The sequence below is a fragment of the Rhodococcus sp. 21391 genome, from assembly GCF_016772255.1.
Classification (GTDB): Bacteria; Actinomycetota; Actinomycetes; order Mycobacteriales; family Mycobacteriaceae; genus Rhodococcus_F; species Rhodococcus_F opacus.
The window spans coordinates 1,472,019-1,489,109 of sequence record NZ_CP063781.1; the positions used below are offsets into that span (position 1 = coordinate 1,472,019).

At 64.1% G+C, this 17,091-nt stretch carries 11 protein-coding genes, 3 rRNA genes and 1 pseudogene; 8 read left to right on the plus strand and 7 right to left on the minus strand.

The window, feature by feature from the left end:
* The first annotated feature begins 19 nt into the window (after window positions 1–19).
* Complete coding sequence (locus GO592_RS06955) at window positions 20–442, plus strand: DUF2550 domain-containing protein (protein WP_005571048.1); 423 nt, start codon at window positions 20–22, stop codon at window positions 440–442.
* Here GO592_RS06955 and GO592_RS06960 read toward each other — a convergent pair whose 3' ends face one another.
* Window positions 443–1,018 (minus strand): cob(I)yrinic acid a,c-diamide adenosyltransferase, encoded by a 576-nt coding sequence (locus GO592_RS06960; protein ID WP_007300054.1) that lies wholly within the window; start codon window positions 1,016–1,018, stop codon window positions 443–445. It lies immediately after the preceding gene.
* A gap of 54 nt (window positions 1,019–1,072) precedes the next feature.
* On the opposite strand from GO592_RS06960, the gene murA reads away from it, so the two are divergent.
* From murA to rrf, 4 genes are all read left to right on the plus strand, one after another.
* Complete coding sequence (gene murA, locus GO592_RS06965) at window positions 1,073–2,347, plus strand: UDP-N-acetylglucosamine 1-carboxyvinyltransferase (RefSeq protein ID WP_005571044.1); 1,275 nt, start codon at window positions 1,073–1,075, stop codon at window positions 2,345–2,347.
* A gap of 619 nt (window positions 2,348–2,966) precedes the next feature.
* Window positions 2,967–4,485, plus strand: a 16S ribosomal RNA gene (locus GO592_RS06970).
* A 335-nt stretch (window positions 4,486–4,820) separates the two neighbouring features.
* Window positions 4,821–7,954: ribosomal RNA gene (locus tag GO592_RS06975) — 23S ribosomal RNA — on the plus strand.
* 135 nt (window positions 7,955–8,089) lie between these two features.
* Window positions 8,090–8,206: ribosomal RNA gene (rrf, locus tag GO592_RS06980) — 5S ribosomal RNA — on the plus strand.
* The 16S, 23S and 5S rRNA genes sit together here, the layout of an rRNA operon.
* 81 nt (window positions 8,207–8,287) lie before the next feature.
* Here the strand turns inward: rrf and GO592_RS06985 are convergent.
* Window positions 8,288–9,898: a PucR family transcriptional regulator gene (locus GO592_RS06985; RefSeq protein WP_039950828.1), complete on the minus strand. Its 1,611-nt coding sequence runs from the start codon at window positions 9,896–9,898 to the stop codon at window positions 8,288–8,290.
* Window positions 9,899–10,038: 140 nt separating this feature from the next.
* Between GO592_RS06985 and GO592_RS06990 the strand changes: the two genes are divergently transcribed.
* Window positions 10,039–10,413, plus strand: a complete 375-nt coding sequence (locus GO592_RS06990) for a UBP-type zinc finger domain-containing protein (RefSeq protein ID WP_007296551.1) — start codon at window positions 10,039–10,041, stop codon at window positions 10,411–10,413.
* On the opposite strand, the gene GO592_RS06995 is transcribed toward GO592_RS06990, so the two are convergent.
* From GO592_RS06995 to GO592_RS44110, 4 genes and pseudogenes are all read right to left on the minus strand, one after another.
* Complete coding sequence (locus tag GO592_RS06995; protein ID WP_007296552.1) at window positions 10,379–11,149, minus strand: SWIM zinc finger family protein; 771 nt, start codon at window positions 11,147–11,149, stop codon at window positions 10,379–10,381. The genes GO592_RS06990 and GO592_RS06995 overlap by 35 nt on opposite strands.
* Window positions 11,146–12,654 (minus strand): DEAD/DEAH box helicase, encoded by a 1,509-nt coding sequence (locus GO592_RS44100; RefSeq protein WP_237720376.1) that lies wholly within the window; start codon window positions 12,652–12,654, stop codon window positions 11,146–11,148. The genes GO592_RS06995 and GO592_RS44100 overlap by 4 nt, the downstream gene beginning before the upstream one ends.
* Before the next feature lie 109 nt (window positions 12,655–12,763).
* A pseudogene (locus GO592_RS44105) lies at window positions 12,764–13,252 on the minus strand (SNF2 helicase-associated domain-containing protein); the annotation flags it as partial.
* 111 nt (window positions 13,253–13,363) lie between these two features.
* Window positions 13,364–13,945: a hypothetical protein gene (locus GO592_RS44110; RefSeq protein ID WP_237720377.1), complete on the minus strand. Its 582-nt coding sequence runs from the start codon at window positions 13,943–13,945 to the stop codon at window positions 13,364–13,366.
* A gap of 89 nt (window positions 13,946–14,034) precedes the next feature.
* Between GO592_RS44110 and GO592_RS07005 the strand changes: the two genes are divergently transcribed.
* Entirely contained in the window at window positions 14,035–14,817 is a 783-nt protein-coding gene (locus GO592_RS07005; protein WP_007296554.1) for a TetR/AcrR family transcriptional regulator, read from the plus strand.
* On the opposite strand, the gene GO592_RS07010 is transcribed toward GO592_RS07005, so the two are convergent.
* A complete protein-coding gene (locus GO592_RS07010; RefSeq protein ID WP_007296555.1) occupies window positions 14,764–16,359 on the minus strand; it encodes an adenylate/guanylate cyclase domain-containing protein in 1,596 nt (531 codons plus the stop codon). The genes GO592_RS07005 and GO592_RS07010 overlap by 54 nt on opposite strands.
* 42 nt (window positions 16,360–16,401) lie before the next feature.
* On the opposite strand from GO592_RS07010, the gene nucS reads away from it, so the two are divergent.
* Window positions 16,402–17,076: an endonuclease NucS gene (gene nucS / locus GO592_RS07015; RefSeq protein ID WP_007296556.1), complete on the plus strand. Its 675-nt coding sequence runs from the start codon at window positions 16,402–16,404 to the stop codon at window positions 17,074–17,076.
* The last annotated feature ends 15 nt before the right edge of the window (window positions 17,077–17,091 follow it).

Sequence of the window (17,091 nt, forward strand, 5' to 3'; positions counted from 1 at the left end):
ACGAACAGTGACAATCGGAATGACTGTGTTGATCATTCTGGTTGTGCTGCTCGCGGCCTTCGTCGCGGTCTTTTTGTATCGGCTTGCAGTACTGCGCCGCGGTGGCACCGCGGCGATCCTCCGGGTGACGCCTGCCCCGGGGGACACCGGGTGGCGCCACGGCGTCATCCGCTACGGCGAGGGTTCCCTCGTCTTCTTCAAACTGTCGAGTTTGCGTCCCGGCCCTGATTCGCGCATCGACCGCCAGGGCATCGAGGTCGCAGGTCGTCGCAGCCCGGAGGGCTCCGAATTCGACATCATGTCCGAGGAAATCATCATCCTGTCGGTCAAGGACCGCGGTAGCTCGTACGAGATCGCATTGGACGGGGGAGCGTTGACCGCGTTCCTGTCCTGGGTCGAATCACGGCCGTCCGGCCGATCGGTTCGCGGTCGCCGACTCTGATCAGGACTTTCCGGCCCCGGGCTTCCACAGCACGTCGCCCTCGGGGTTCGCGAGCCTGCTGACGATGAACAGCAGATCCGACAGCCGGTTGAGGTATTTCGCGGGGAGTGCGTGGGTGGTCTCCGGGTTCGCGTCGACGGCCGCCCACGCAGACCGTTCGGCCCGCCGGGTCACGGTCCGCGCCACGTGCAGCAGAGCTCCCAGTGCCGTGCCGCCGGGGAGAATGAAGGAGTTCAGCGGCGCCAGGCGTTCGTTCAGTTCGTCGCACCAGCCCTCGAGACGGTCGATGTACTCGTCGGAGATCCGCAGCGGCGGGTACTTCGGTTCGGCCTCCACCGGGGTGGAGAGGTCGGCGCCGGCGTCGAACAGGTCGTTCTGGATCTGCCGCAGGATCGACCGGATCTCCTCGGGCGGGTCGCCCAATGCCACCGCGACCCCGATCGAAGCGTTCGCCTCGTCGCAGTCGGCATAGGCGATCAGCCGCGGATCGTTCTTCGACACACGGGAGAAATCGCTGAGTCCGGTGGTCCCGTCGTCGCCGGTCCGGGTATAGATCTTGGTGAGGTGTACGGCCATAGCGTTACGGTACCGGCCTCCGGGGTCGGCATCCCTGGCTCTAGGCTGTGTTCTGTGAGCGAACGCTTCCTTGTCACCGGCGGTAACCGCCTCGTAGGTGAAGTGTCTGTCGGGGGCGCGAAGAACAGCGTTCTCAAGCTGATGGCGGCAGCGCTGTTGGCTGAGGGCACCACAACTGTCACCAACTGCCCGGACATCCTGGATGTCCCCTTGATGGCCGACGTCCTTCGCGGCCTCGGCTGCGAGGTGGACCTCGACGATTCCATCGTCCGGATCACCACACCCGCCGAGCCCAAACACCACGCCGATTTCGCGGCGGTACGTCAGTTCCGCGCGTCGGTGTGTGTGCTCGGACCGCTGGTCGCGCGATGCCGTCGCGCGGTGGTCGCGCTACCGGGTGGTGATGCCATCGGTTCGCGGCCCCTCGACATGCACCAGTCGGGGCTGCGGTTGCTGGGCGCCCACAGCACGATCGAGCACGGCTGCGTGGTTGCGCAGGCCGACGACCTGCACGGTGCGAACATCCGGCTCGCGTTCCCCTCGGTGGGGGCGACCGAGAACATCTTGATGGCCGCCGTACTCGCCAAGGGCGAGACGGTGATCGACAACGCGGCTCGCGAACCCGAGATCGTCGACCTGTGCAACATGCTGATCCAGATGGGCGCGAAGATCCGGGGTGCCGGCACGTCCACGCTGACGATCCAGGGCGTCCCCAAACTCGAGCCGACCACGCACCGGGTCATCGGGGATCGGATCGTCGCAGCGACGTGGGGGATTGCCGCGTCGATGACCCGTGGCGACGTGCGCGTTCGCGGAGTCAACCCGAAGCATCTCGGCCTGGTGCTCGACAAGCTGCGGGTCGCCGGAGCCGACGTCACGGCCGAGGCCGACGGATTCCGGGTGGTCCAGGAAGCACGGCCTACGGCCGTCAACTTCGCGACCCTGCCGTATCCGGGTTTCCCCACCGACCTCCAGCCGATGGCCATCGGTCTCGCCGCGGTCGCGGAGGGAACGTCGATGATCACGGAGAACGTCTTCGAGGCGCGGTTCCGTTTCGTCGAGGAGATGATCCGGTTGGGTGCCGATGCGCGGACGGACGGTCATCACGCTGTGATCCGGGGAATCGCGCAGCTGTCGAGTGCGCCGGTGTGGTCCTCGGACATCCGGGCAGGCGCCGGCCTGGTGCTGGCGGGGCTCGTCGCCGACGGGGTTACTGAAGTGCACGACGTCTTCCACATCGACCGGGGCTACCCCCGATTCGTCGAGATCCTCCAGGAACTCGGTGGCCGGATCGAAAGGGTGGACGCAGATCCAGGCTCTGAGCGGTGAGTCCGGCGTCACAGCGGCCCGGGTGAGCGGCAGAACGCCGGATCGGTTCCGGCGCACCGGCTCTGACCAGCAGAATCTAAATCGACGAACACCGTGACCTGGCGATTTGGCAAGCAGTTTCCCTTCGCGTAACTTATTCCAGGTCAGAGCGACACGGACACCGACCCCGGCCGGAAGGCGGGGACACGAGGTTGGACGCAGGCGCCTGGTAAATCGGAAGTTCACCGTCGTGTACGGTGATGCTTCCATCCCGGTTAGATTCTGATCAGCGTCTCGGCTTGCGCCGGTGAGGCTGGTAGGATAAGATGGAACGGTTGCCCCGGAGCGGCCGAAGTTGCGACTTCGGTAGTGATGGTGTGTGCGTGTTCTTTGAGAACTCAACAGTGTGTCGATGAATGTCAGTGCCAAATGTTTTTGGTACTCCGCATCACGGATGATCAACTGGCCCTTGTGGTTTGGTTGTGAGTTGTGGTGTGGGTATTTGCTGGCTCTTCTCCTTCTTCCGTCGGAGGGGGGTCAGTGTTTGAAATGCTAGTTTGAGTTTTTGATTGCTAGTGATTTGACTCGATGTCTATGACTGATTAGAGACTCCTTTTGGGGGTTTCGAAATCTAGAGTCTTCAACGGAGAGTTTGATCCTGGCTCAGGACGAACGCTGGCGGCGTGCTTAACACATGCAAGTCGAGCGGTAAGGCCCTTCGGGGTACACGAGCGGCGAACGGGTGAGTAACACGTGGGTGATCTGCCCTGCACTTCGGGATAAGCCTGGGAAACTGGGTCTAATACCGGATATGACCTTCGGCTGCATGGCTGAGGGTGGAAAGGTTTACTGGTGCAGGATGGGCCCGCGGCCTATCAGCTTGTTGGTGGGGTAATGGCCTACCAAGGCGACGACGGGTAGCCGACCTGAGAGGGTGACCGGCCACACTGGGACTGAGACACGGCCCAGACTCCTACGGGAGGCAGCAGTGGGGAATATTGCACAATGGGCGAAAGCCTGATGCAGCGACGCCGCGTGAGGGATGACGGCCTTCGGGTTGTAAACCTCTTTCAGCAGGGACGAAGCGAAAGTGACGGTACCTGCAGAAGAAGCACCGGCCAACTACGTGCCAGCAGCCGCGGTAATACGTAGGGTGCAAGCGTTGTCCGGAATTACTGGGCGTAAAGAGCTCGTAGGCGGTTTGTCGCGTCGTCTGTGAAAACTCGAGGCTCAACCTCGAGCTTGCAGGCGATACGGGCAGACTTGAGTACTGCAGGGGAGACTGGAATTCCTGGTGTAGCGGTGAAATGCGCAGATATCAGGAGGAACACCGGTGGCGAAGGCGGGTCTCTGGGCAGTAACTGACGCTGAGGAGCGAAAGCGTGGGTAGCGAACAGGATTAGATACCCTGGTAGTCCACGCCGTAAACGGTGGGCGCTAGGTGTGGGTTTCCTTCCACGGGATCCGTGCCGTAGCTAACGCATTAAGCGCCCCGCCTGGGGAGTACGGCCGCAAGGCTAAAACTCAAAGGAATTGACGGGGGCCCGCACAAGCGGCGGAGCATGTGGATTAATTCGATGCAACGCGAAGAACCTTACCTGGGTTTGACATATACCGGAAAGCCGTAGAGATACGGCCCCCCTTGTGGTCGGTATACAGGTGGTGCATGGCTGTCGTCAGCTCGTGTCGTGAGATGTTGGGTTAAGTCCCGCAACGAGCGCAACCCTTGTCTTATGTTGCCAGCACGTAATGGTGGGGACTCGTAAGAGACTGCCGGGGTCAACTCGGAGGAAGGTGGGGACGACGTCAAGTCATCATGCCCCTTATGTCCAGGGCTTCACACATGCTACAATGGCCAGTACAGAGGGCTGCGAGACCGTGAGGTGGAGCGAATCCCTTAAAGCTGGTCTCAGTTCGGATCGGGGTCTGCAACTCGACCCCGTGAAGTCGGAGTCGCTAGTAATCGCAGATCAGCAACGCTGCGGTGAATACGTTCCCGGGCCTTGTACACACCGCCCGTCACGTCATGAAAGTCGGTAACACCCGAAGCCGGTGGCCTAACCCCTTGTGGGAGGGAGCCGTCGAAGGTGGGATCGGCGATTGGGACGAAGTCGTAACAAGGTAGCCGTACCGGAAGGTGCGGCTGGATCACCTCCTTTCTAAGGAGCACATCTCCAGACGTGTACCACTGAACAGTCAGTGGATGATGTTCTGGCAGAGACTGTTTCGTTCCCACATGTGGAACGGCAGACGCTCATGGGTGGAACACTGACAAACATTCTTTTCACTACTGCCGGCCCGAGTGCCGGTGGGAGAAGAGTTATATCGATGCACTGTTGGGTCCTGAGAGAACACGTGAGTGTTTTTTCTAGGCAAAAACGATCCGGTTCGAATGTCAGGCAGACCGCATCATTTCGGTGGTGGGCATGGTGCTGATGGGAGTTCGAGCGGGGTGTGTTGTTTGAGAACTGCACAGTGGACGCGAGCATCTTTGTTGTAAGTAATGAAGAGCGTACGGTGGATGCCTTGGCACCAGGAGCCGATGAAGGACGTAGGAGGCTGCGATAAGCCTCGGGGAGCTGTCAACCGAGCTGAGATCCGAGGATGTCCGAATGGGGAAACCCAGCACGAGTGATGTCGTGTTACCCGCACCTGAATATATAGGGTGTGTGGAGGGAACGTGGGGAAGTGAAACATCTCAGTACCCACAGGAAGAGAAAACAATAGTGATTCCGTGAGTAGTGGCGAGCGAAAGCGGAAGAGGCTAAACCATGGATGTGTGATAGCCGGCAGGTGTTGCATTCGTGGGGTTGTGGGGTTCATCTTGTCAATGCTGCCGTGTTGGCCGACAGTAAGAAATCATTGTGTTAGTGGAAGTGGTCTGGAACGGCCTGTCGTAGAGGGTGAGAGTCCCGTACACGAAAACATGATGACTGTCGTGATGGAAACCCAAGTAGCACCGGGCCCGTGAAATCTGGTGTGAATCTGTCGGGACCACCCGATAAGCCTGAATACTCCCTGGTGACCGATAGCGGACTAGTACCGTGAGGGAAAGGTGAAAAGTACCCCGGGAGGGGAGTGAAATAGTACCTGAAACCGTGCGCTTACAATCCGTCAAAGCCTTTGCACACTTCGGTGTGGGGGGTGATGGCGTGCCTTTTGAAGAATGAGCCTGCGAGTTAGTGGCATGTCGCGAGGTTAACCCGTGTGGGGTAGCCGTAGCGAAAGCGAGTCCGAATAGGGCGTCCGTAGTGGCATGTTCTAGACCCGAAGCGGAGTGATCTACCCATGGCCAGGTTGAAGCGACGGTAAGACGTCGTGGAGGACCGAACCCACTTAGGTTGAAAACTGAGGGGATGAGCTGTGGGTAGGGGTGAAAGGCCAATCAAACTCCGTGATAGCTGGTTCTCCCCGAAATGCATTTAGGTGCAGCGTCGCGTGTTTCTCACCGGAGGTAGAGCTACTGGATGGTCTAGGGGGCCCACAAGCTTACCGAAATCAGCCAAACTCCGAATGCCGGTGAGTGAGAGCGCGGCAGTGAGACTGCGGGCGATAAGGTTCGTAGTCGAGAGGGAAACAGCCCAGATCGCCAGCTAAGGTCCCTAAGCGTGTACTAAGTGGAAAAGGATGTGGGGTCGCGAAGACAACCAGGAGGTTGGCTTAGAAGCAGCCACCCTTGAAAGAGTGCGTAATAGCTCACTGGTCAAGTGATCCTGCGCCGACAATGTAGCGGGGCTCAAGTACACCACCGAAGCTGCGGCATTCACACAATGCACCCCCTTGATTCTGCGGAGTCTTGGGCAGTGGTGTGGATGGGTAGGGGAGCGTCGTGTGGCCATGGAAGCGGCAGGGTGACCTAGCCGTGGAGGCCACACGAGTGAGAATGCAGGCATGAGTAGCGAAAGACGAGTGAGAAACTCGTCCGCCGAATGACCAAGGGTTCCTGGGCCAGGTTAATCCGCCCAGGGTGAGTCGGGACCTAAGACGAGGCCGACAGGCGTAGCCGATGGACAACGGGTTGATATTCCCGTACCCGTGTGAACGCGCCCCTGGTGAATCAGTGATACTAACCATCCTGAAGCGTCCTTACGCCCCTTCGGGGGCCCTGGATGTGGATGCATGGGACCTGATCTGGTAGTAGCCAAGCGATGGGGTGACGCAGGAAGGTAGCTGAGCCAGTCAGTGGTAATACTGGTGTAAGCCTGTAGGGCGAATGGTAGGCAAATCCGCCATTCACACAGCCTGAGAGGTGACGCATAGCCGAATGAGGCGAATTCAGTGATCCTATGCTGCCGAGAAAAGCCTCTAGCGAGCTTTCACACGGCCCGTACCCCAAACCGACACAGGTGGTCAGGTAGAGAATACTAAGGCGATCGAGATAACTATGGTTAAGGAACTCGGCAAAATGCCCCCGTAACTTCGGGAGAAGGGGGGCCTCGTCCGGTGATCACTCTTGCAGTGTGAGCTGGGTGGGGCCGCAGAGACCAGTGAGAAGCGACTGTTTACTAAAAACACAGGTCCGTGCGAAGTCGTAAGACGATGTATACGGACTGACGCCTGCCCGGTGCTGGAAGGTTAAGAGGACCGGTTAGCCAGCAATGGCGAAGCTGAGAATTTAAGCCCCAGTAAACGGCGGTGGTAACTATAACCATCCTAAGGTAGCGAAATTCCTTGTCGGGTAAGTTCCGACCTGCACGAATGGCGTAACGACTTCTCAGCTGTCTCAACCATAGACTCGGCGAAATTGCATTACGAGTAAAGATGCTCGTTACGCGCGGCAGGACGAAAAGACCCCGGGACCTTCACTACAGCTTGGTATTGGTGTTCGGTTCGGTTTGTGTAGGATAGGTGGGAGACTGTGAAGCGCTCACGCCAGTGAGTGTGGAGTCGTTGTTGAAATACCACTCTGATCGTATTGGACCTCTAACCTCGGACCATGATCTGGTTCAGGGACAGTGCCTGGTGGGTAGTTTAACTGGGGCGGTTGCCTCCCAAAATGTAACGGAGGCGCCCAAAGGTTCCCTCAGCCTGGTTGGCAATCAGGTGTCGAGTGCAAGTGCACAAGGGAGCTTGACTGTGAGACTGACAGGTCGAGCAGGGACGAAAGTCGGGACTAGTGATCCGGCACCGGCAAGTGGAAGCGGTGTCGCTCAACGGATAAAAGGTACCCCGGGGATAACAGGCTGATCTTCCCCAAGAGTCCATATCGACGGGATGGTTTGGCACCTCGATGTCGGCTCGTCGCATCCTGGGGCTGGAGTAGGTCCCAAGGGTTGGGCTGTTCGCCCATTAAAGCGGCACGCGAGCTGGGTTTAGAACGTCGTGAGACAGTTCGGTCTCTATCCGCCGCGCGCGTTAGAAACTTGAGGAAGGCTGTCCCTAGTACGAGAGGACCGGGACGGACGAACCTCTGGTGTGCCAGTTGTTCCACCAGGAGCACCGCTGGTTAGCTACGTTCGGAAGGGATAACCGCTGAAAGCATCTAAGCGGGAAGCCTGTTCCAAGATGAGGTTTCTCACCCCCTCGAGGGGGTAAGGCCCCCGGCAGACCACCGGGTTGATAGGCCAGAACTGGAAGCCAGGTAACTGGTGCAGGTGACTGGTACTAATAGGCCGAGGACTTACCACAAAGAAGCTACGCGTCCACTGTGCAGTATCTGAAACAACACACACGTTTCAGAACAGAAGAAAGAAGAACACCCCACCACCGATGGTGATGGGATGTGTGTCTTCGCTGATGTTCCGTGTGACAGTTTCATAGAGTTACGGCGGCCATAGCGGAGGGGAAACGCCCGGTCCCATTCCGAACCCGGAAGCTAAGCCCTCCAGCGCCGATGGTACTGCACCCGACAGGGTGTGGGAGAGTAGGACACCGCCGAACATCCGTTACCGAAAGCCCCCCAACCATGTTGGGGGGCTTTCGGCATTCCCGGGCACGAACACCCATGCCGCGCCTGTCTTTTCACCCCGGCGCACCGCCGGCCAGGACCTGCAGTGCGCGGGACGCCAGATGAAGATTCAGGCGTGTGTCGACGCTGCGGAGATCACGCCCGGTCAGTTCGTGAATGCGAGACATCCGGTATCGCAGGGTGCTGCGGTGGATCCGGAGTGCCTGCGCGGTCTCGTCGTACTTGCCTCCGCATTCGAGGTATTGGGCCAGTGTGGCCGTCATCGTGCTGCGGTGTTCCCGGTCGTAGTCGAGCAGTGGGCCGAGCCATTCCTGCACGAATGCCTCGACGTCTCCGGTGCTGCTGTGCGAGTCGAGGATCCGGTAGACGCCGAGTTCGTCGAACAGCGCCACGCCACGGGGCGACAGCGACTGTTTTCTGATCTCGAGCGCCCGTATCGCGTGGGTGTACGAGTCGGGAAGACCACTGGGGGAGATGCATTCGGATCCGACACCGATCACTCCCACCGCGGGGCCGAATGACTTCTCCAGCGCTGTGAAGATGATGTTCACATCTGTCTTCGCGTCCATGACGGCGGCGAGGACCCCGGTTCGGTGCTCGGTGTTGTGGACGAGGAGGGCCGACGAGTCGGAGGACGCCAGGTGACGCCGGAAGGCCTCCGCGACGGACTCGACGGGTGTGTCCGGCCCCCAGTGGACCACCAGGACGCGTTGCGGGGTGTGCAGGTCGTAGCCGAGTGCGTCGGCCCGCGAGTAGGCGCTGTCGTCGTCGGTGCCGGCGAGCAGGTCGGCGCCCAGGTCGCGGCTCAGCCGCGCCTCCGTCTCGGCGAGTGATCTGCGATGCGCCATGTCGACGGCGAGCATCGTCGCGGCGTATTCGAGGGCGACGGTGTCGAGGTCGGTGGCCCGATGTTCCGGGTCGGACAGATACAGAACGCCGAGAAGTGTCTGGCCGGGCCGGACTATCTGCACGATCCGGTTGTCGTGCCGCAGCGGGCGCCCTTCCATCGCGGCACGGCGCAGGATGTCGACTCGGTTCCCGCCGCCGATCTTGCGGTACCGCGGGGCCTTGTCCGGGCCGGCCCAGACGCGGAGATTGCCGAAGGCGTCCTCGATCCCGACGGCAAGTCCGGTCACGTGGTGGAGGGTCTCGGCGATGGCGGTCTCGTCGGCGCCGGTCGCGGCAAGGCGTCCGAACGTGTTCTGGATCTTTGCTTCCTCCTCGAGCCGCGCGACCCGCGCGCCGAGCGCGGTGATCTCGTCCGCGGCCTCGCGCAATTGACGTTCCTGTGTGGCCGCCCGGGAGCGGAGCGATGTGGCGCGCAGGGCCGACCCCGTGTGCTGAATCAACAACTCGAGCAGCGTGGCCTGCACCGGGGTAGGCGGGTAGTCGGCCCGCAGGGTGAGCGACACCGGCCTCGACCACGAATCGTCGAGCAGCACGCGGTGTCGCCAGACGTCGTCGTCGTGGCGTTCGCCCGTCGGAACCGACACGGGTTCCACCGTGAAGGGACCGACTTCGGGGAGAGCTTCGACCAGCAGGGCGAGGATCTCGTCCCGATTCCCGCAGTCGTGCATGTGCGCGGTGACGGCCAACACCGCGGACAGGTTCGTCGCCCGCGGCGTGTCATCCACCCTCGGGTCTGGGGCTGCTTCCAGATCCATGGCTTGGAACTACCCCGTTTTGCGCCGTCGAAACCGGGACGCTGTCCGCTGAGGCCGGATTTCGGTGGATTCTTTCGTTCCGCCGTGACCATGTGGCGAGACGGATCAGCCGCCAATCTTGGTAACTGAGGGGTGGCACTATGACCCAATCCAATAATTGGCACGATCCCGATCTGAACATGATTCGCGATGTCGTCGCGCACACGTCGGACGGGTGCGAGGGCTGTCTCGCGCTCGGTACCCGCTGGGAGCACCTGATGTTGTGCCTGACGTGCGGCTATGTCGGATGCAGTGACGGATCACCGATGCGGCACGCGCGACACCACGCCGAACGCAGCGGTCATCCGATCGTCCAGTCGCTCCACGCGGGGGACAACTGGCGCTGGTGCTTCGTGCACGACGCCCAGATCTGCACGCCGTATCCGGCGACCGGGGCCCGGGTGGTCGCACCGAGCCTCGTGCCCGGACCGTCGGACGACCTCAGACGCGGTCTCCGTATCGCGAAATCGCAGTGACGATCGCAGACCACACGGCGTCCGCCTGAACCTCGGGGGGAGCGTCGTCGAGCCAACGTGGGCGCACCAGGATTCCGCCGGAACGAGGCGACGTCGGAAGCGGTCCGGGAACTGCGGCGTAGGCGTCCAACGCCGACACCGGGACGAACGAACCGTCGAGCGAGGAATGAGACGTCTCCTCGTGTGCGCCGTGCCTGAGCTGGAGAACCTCCTGTCCCTCCCGTCCGCGCAGGAGGAAGAAGAGCAGCGGGTCGACGTCGAGCACCCACGCGGCCTGATACAGCACCGCGGCAGCGTGGCGGCACGGCACGGCCCACTCCTCGCAGGTGCACGTTGCGTCGGCGTCGAACATCGACGGCACGAGGGACACGTCGACGGCAGCGAGGTCGTCGTCGAGTTCGCGGGGAAGCGTCCCACTCGACAACTGGGCGACGTGACCGCTCCGCGACGCGAGGGTCGTGAGCACCTCGCCCCACTGGCGCTCGTCCAGCTGGTCCACCCGGATCCGCACGTGTCTCTCCTCGTCCGTGTGCACGTCCGCGGAGACGAGCCCGGCCGCGAACGTGAGCGGACCGACCAGTCCACCACGGGCATAGGCGCGTCCGCGTTTCAGCGTGTCCGAGTCGAGTGCGGCCTGCTCGACATCGTCGACCCATCGCTGCGCCCACCAGGTCCGGCCGCGGGTGCGGCGGCCCTTCTGCGCCGGAAAGCGGGGAAGCGTGACGGCGTCGCTCACAGATCACCTCCGAAGTCGTAGTCGGGGCTCAGCGCCACCAGCCGGGTGAGTTCGCGATCGGTCAGTTCGGTGAAGGCGTCGGCACCGTGTGACAGGACGGAGTCGGCGAGCTGCCGCTTGGACGCGAGCATGCCGGCGATGCGTTCCTCGATGGCTCCCGCGGTGACGAGCCGGTGGACGACGACCGGCTGGGCCTGCCCGATGCGGTACGCGCGGTCGGTGGCCTGGTCCTCGACCGCGGGGTTCCACCAGCGGTCGAAATGGACGACATGATCGGCCCGGGTGAGGTTCAACCCGGTACCGGCGGCTTTGAGGGACAGGATCAGGACGGGAATGTCGCCGTTCTGGAAGCGTTCGACCAGTTCCTCCCGGGCGGGGACGGGTGTGCCCCCGTGCAGGAATTCGCAGCCCACTCCTCGCGCCGTCAGGTGCCGCCGCAGCAGCCGTCCCATCGTGGTGAAGTGGGTGAAGACGAGCGAACGCCCGCCCTCCGACAGGTTGGTGTCGATCAGCTCGTCGAGCAGACCGATCTTGTGGGAGCGGCCGGTGAGCGCGGCGTGCTCCTGCCCGAGGTACTGGGCGGGGTGATTGCAGATCTGCTTGAGTCCGGTCAGCAGCGACACGATGCTGCCGCGCCGCCCGATGCCGTCGCTCGTCTCGATCTGCTCCATGGCCTCGCGCACGAGGGCCTCGTACATTCCGGCCTGTTCCGGGGTGAGCGTGACGTCCAGGTCGATCTCCGTCTTCGGCGGAAGCTCGGGGGCGATCCCCGGATCGGACTTCGTGCGCCGGAGGACGAACGGCGAGATCAACGCCGCCAACTCCGCCGCGCGGTCGGTGCCGTCCTCGGCGGCCGAGCCGTCGTAGCGGCGGTGGAACTGCGCGTACGGACCGAGGAGGCCCGGTGTGACGGCGTCGAGGATCGACCAGAGGTCGCTGAGCCTGTTCTCCACGGGTGTCCCGGTGAGCGCGACGCGGGCCTGTCCCGGAATCGTCCGCAGTGCCCGGGTGACGGACGCGGCGCGGTTCTTCAGGTGTTGCGCCTCGTCCGCGACGACCAGACCCCACACGGTCCGGGCGAGTACGTCGCAATCGAGCCGCATCGTCGCGTACGTGGTGAGGACGACGGTGTCGCTGCCGCCTGCGACCGTCTCACCGGGAGGGCGCCGCTTCGGACCGTGGTGGACGAGGGCGCCGGTGCCCGGTGTGAAGCGTTCGATCTCTCGTCGCCAGTTTCCGAGCAGAGACGCGGGACAGACCACCAGCGTGGGTCCTGCCGTTTGCGGTGTCTGCTGTCGGTGCAGGTGAAGTGCGATGAGGGTCAACGTCTTTCCCAGGCCCATGTCGTCGGCGAGACAGGCGCCCAGGCCTCGTGACGTGAGCCCGGCCAGCCAGCGGAATCCGGTCAGCTGGTAGTCCCGCAACTGCGCGCAGGGCTGCGGGGACCGGCACGGCCTCCGGATCCTGGTCGGACAGCTCACGCGCCACCGCCGCGGCCGCTCCATAGGAGTCGACGCGGACGTCCTCCTCGCCGCGCCGGGCCCGGCCGGTCAGCGACGCGCGGAGGGCCTCGATGGACGTCATCGTTCCGGTCCGCCGCTGGAGGGTCTTTCGTATCAACGCCGAGTCCGCGACGACGTATCGGTTGCGGAGTTTCACGACGGCGCGCTCCGCCGAGACGAGCTCCTCCATTTCCTCGCGGGTCAGAACGTCGTCGCCCACCGCCACGCGCCAGTCGACGTCGAAGGCGCGGTCGCCGCCGAAAGCGGCTGCGCCCTCGCGGGACCCGGGCTCGCCGAGGATCATGCGGGTGGAGGTGCGGGCGACCAGTTCGCGCGGCCAATGGATCTCGACTCCACGCTCACGCAGCCGACGGCCGGCGTCCCCGGCGAGGGACGCCAGGTCGTCGTCCTCGAGCCGGATGCGGTGCGGCGCCTCGGCTCGCAGCAGATCTTCGAGCGGAGCCCAGTCCTGGGCCGCGCGGCGGAGGGCGTCGAGAACCTCGATCCGCGGGTCGGCGGCGAACGCGGACTCGGCGAGCGTCGGATGCCGCCACAGGTCGACGGCGTCGCACACCACCCCGGGCCGCGCCACACCGTGCACCTGGACCGTCGCGTCGAACTCGCCGGCCGAGAGGTCGACCGCGTGCGGATCGACGGGGTCGATCCGCAACGACAGCGCGATCGCATCGGGTGCCAGGGCGTCCGCCCACGCCTAAAGTGCGGGGAAGGTCTCGGCGTTCCATCCCCGGTAGGGGCCGGCGTCGGCCGGTGAGTCGAGTCGCGGGATCGTGTCGACGGCAGCGGTGAGGAAGTCGCGCAGCACGTCCACCGCGGCGGGGAGGCGAACTCCGGCGGCGGACGGATCCCCGAGTGGAATCGCGCGCGCTTCCGGCGGGAGGGCGGCGGCCAGCAGGCGCAGATGCGATTCGTCCTCGTCGTCGAGGACGCCGAGCCGCCAGCGGTCTCGGCCACTCGGCGCAACCGCGGGAAGGATCTTGCCCGTCCCGACGTATCCGAGAGCGGTCCGGGTGCAGGCGGCCCAGAATGCGACCGATCGATGCGCTGTCTCGCCGGGTCGCAGTGCCAGGAGCATCGGCAGCGTGTCGGCGAGCGAGATACTCTGCGTCGGAACGCGTTCCACGGTGCTTCCGATTGCCATCCGGGTGTGGGAATCGATACTCGGTGGCAGTGGCCCGTCCGGGGAATCACGCCAGAACGCCAAGCGGGAGTCGCGCGGAGGATCGGACGGCACGAAGGTGGCCGCACAGGCGGCGAGGATGGGCCCTGCTGTCACTACTGCGCCTTTCGCCTCGTTTACAGTACGCCGTACGTCAACGAGGCGGCGGACGGAATTGTTCCCGGGCGCCGTGGGAAGATCTCGGCATGGGTAGAAGCGCGACACCGGAGGGCGACCCCGCCCGCACCATGGAGCTGCTCTGGGGTGGCGGCAGTACACCGATCTCTCGCCCCCGCAACGGGAAGCCGGGCCTGACGCTCGACCGGATCGTCGAGGCCGCCATCTCCGTCGCGGATGCCGAAGGGCTGGACGCCGTCTCGATGCGCCGGCTGGCAGCCGAACTCGGCGCCGGGGCGATGTCGCTGTACACGCACGTGCCCGGGAAGACCGAACTGGTGGAGGTGATGCTCGATCGCTCGCTGTCCACACTCGAGCCGGCCGACGACACCGAAGCGGGGTGGCGGGAGCGTCTCGCGGCCGCCGCGCACGACTATTTCCAACTGCTGTGCGCCCACCCGTGGATGCTCGGCGTCGTCGCGCTGAGCCGGCCGGTCCTCGGGCCCGGCGGGATGGCCAAGTACGAGCGGGAACTGCGCGCGGTCGAGGGACTGGGACTGTCGGACCTCGACATGGATTCGGTCGTCACGCTCCTCGACAGTTTCGTCGCGGGCGCGGCGCGGGCCGCGGTGGACGCGGCCGCGCTCGCCGCCCAGGGGGAGGCGGACCGTGAATGGTGGCAGCGCGTCGCTCCGCACTTCGAAAAGGTTTTCGACCCCGACCGGTTCCCACTGGCCGCCCGGGTCGGGGCCTCCGCGGGGGAACACCACGACGCCGCGTACGCGCCCGCCCACGCCTTCGAATTCGGGCTGGCCCGGCTACTCGACGGAGTCGGCGCCCTCATCGTCGACGGTGGAACCGGCGGGGAGTAGTTCGGCGGGAACGGCCAGCGTGGTCGGTTCGACACGGCCGCGCAGGGTGACGGTGTCGGTTAGTTGCCACCGCGAGCGTTCGTCCTCGGCTGCCGCGTCGATCGCCCGCTCGGACGCGACGACGTGTCCCGACACGTTCTTGGCGAGTTCGGACAACCGCGCCGCCTCGTTGACGGGATCGCCGATCACCGTGTACTCGAACCGTTCGTGGGCTCCGATGTTTCCGGCCACGGCGCGACCCGCCGCCACCCCGATTCCCGCATCGCACTCCGGGACCTCGGCGGTGAGCCGTTCGCGGAGGGCCCGAGCGGCGGAGAGCGCGGCACCTGCATGGTCGTCGAGCGCCACGGGTGCCCCGAAGATGGCCAGCGCGGCGTCACCTTCGAACTTGTTGACGAACCCGCCTCGCAGATCGACCTCGTCGACGACCACGTCGAAGAACCGGTTGAGCAGGTCCACGACCTCCGCAGGCGACCGGGTGGCCGCGATCGTGGTGGACCCGATGATGTCGACGAACAGGACCGCGACGTCACGTTCCTCGCCGCCGAGTTCGGGGTTGTGCCGCAGGGCCTGGGAGGCCACCTCCTGCCCGACGTGGCGCCCGAACAGGTCGCGGATCCGCTCACGTTCGCGGAGTCCCTCCGCCATCCGGTTGAACCCGGTCTGGAGCGCGCCGAGTTCGGTGCCGTCGTACACGACGACCTCGGCGTCGAGATCGCCCTCCGCCACCTTCGCCATGCCCAGCGACACCGAGCGGATCGGCGCCTCGGTGGCACGCACGCTGATCACGACCAGCAGCAGGCCGAAGAGCAGGATCACACCACCCAGCGCGAGGATCGACACCGCGAGGCTGGTCGGGCTCGCCGGCCGGATGAAACTGAAGATCGCGATGAGCATCAGACCGAGCACCGGAACACCCGTCCCGAGGATCCACGCCAGCGCGGTGCGGCCGGTGATGCCCAGGGTTCGGCGGGGTCGCGGTCCGTCCGATCCCAGTGCCCGGGCGGCGATGGGGCGGAGGGCGAACTCCGTCAGCAGGTAGCAGAACGCGCAGACCGTGATCCCGGCCAACGCAATCGTGAACGCGACTTTCGGAATGGTCTGGGGATCGATGAGGCCGTACAGCGTCGTGAAGAAGACCAGCCCGATGCCCCACAACGCCGCCTGGACACGCGTCAGACGCCACGGTGCGCGAAACGCCGCCGACCGGTCGTGGTCCGTGGGCGTGTCGTCCTCCGTGGCCCACCGGAGATCCGACACCAGTCGTTTGGTGCCCCATGTCACGCCGATCAGGACCGCGCACAGCACGAACACGGGCACCGCGACGAAGTTGGCGATCATGAACTCGCTCGACCACACACTCGGGCCGGGGACGACGACACTGACGAGCAGGCAGGTGATCACCGCGCCGACCAGGTTGGTGAACACCAGCGGGGCGGTCAGCAGCAGCTGGACACGGATACGCCGCCTGCGGGGACTCTCGTCCGGTGATCCGAGCAACCACGACCCCAGCGGGGCGACGGATCGGCGAGGGCGGCGCATAGTCATTCGAGACTAGTCGGCACGATCCCTTAGGGTGGGCGGGTGCGCCTAGTGATTGCCAGATGCCGAGTCGACTACGTAGGCCGTTTGACGGCACATCTGCCCACCGCTCGTCGCCTGTTGTTGATCAAGGCCGACGGTTCCGTGAGCATCCACGCCGACGACCGCGCCTACAAGCCGCTGAACTGGATGAGCCCGCCCTGTTGGCTCGTCGAAGAGACCGTGGAGGACGCCGAAGCGCTGTGGGTGGTGACCAACAAGGCCGGTGAGGAACTGCGGATCACCATCGAGGAGATCGAGCACGACTCCAGTCACGAACTCGGTGTCGATCCGGGGCTCGTCAAGGACGGTGTCGAGGCACACCTGCAGGAGTTGCTCGCCGAACACGTCGAAACGCTCGGCAGCGGTTACACGCTCGTGCGGCGTGAGTACATGACGGCCATCGGTCCCGTCGACCTGCTGTGCCGGAACGCCGACGGGGCTTCCGTCGCCGTGGAGATCAAGCGCCGCGGAGACATCGACGGTGTCGAGCAGCTCACTCGGTACCTCGAACTGCTCAACCGGGATCCGCTGCTGGCGCCGGTGAGCGGTGTCTTCGCCGCCCAGCAGATCAAGCCGCAGGCCAAAACCCTTGCCACCGACCGCGGAATCCGGTGCCTCGTGCTCGACTACGAAGCGCTGCGCGGTACCGAGAGCACCGAGTTCCGGCTCTTCTGAGGCCTAGGCTGAACC

What these genes read in the sequence shown, in the direction of transcription:
- GO592_RS06955 (WP_005571048.1), top strand. Translation starts at nt 20, where the DNA reads ATGACTGTGTTGATCATTCTGGTTGTGCTGCTCGCGGCCTTCGTCGCG.
- GO592_RS06960 (WP_007300054.1), bottom strand. Translation starts at nt 1,018, where the DNA reads ATGGCCGTACACCTCACCAAGATCTATACCCGGACCGGCGACGACGGG.
- GO592_RS06985 (WP_039950828.1), bottom strand. Translation starts at nt 9,898, where the DNA reads ATGGATCTGGAAGCAGCCCCAGACCCGAGGGTGGATGACACGCCGCGG.
- GO592_RS06990 (WP_007296551.1), top strand. Translation starts at nt 10,039, where the DNA reads ATGACCCAATCCAATAATTGGCACGATCCCGATCTGAACATGATTCGC.
- GO592_RS44100 (WP_237720376.1), bottom strand. Translation starts at nt 12,654, where the DNA reads ATGGAGCGGCCGCGGCGGTGGCGCGTGAGCTGTCCGACCAGGATCCGG.
- GO592_RS07005 (WP_007296554.1), top strand. Translation starts at nt 14,035, where the DNA reads ATGGGTAGAAGCGCGACACCGGAGGGCGACCCCGCCCGCACCATGGAG.
- GO592_RS07010 (WP_007296555.1), bottom strand. Translation starts at nt 16,359, where the DNA reads ATGCGCCGCCCTCGCCGATCCGTCGCCCCGCTGGGGTCGTGGTTGCTC.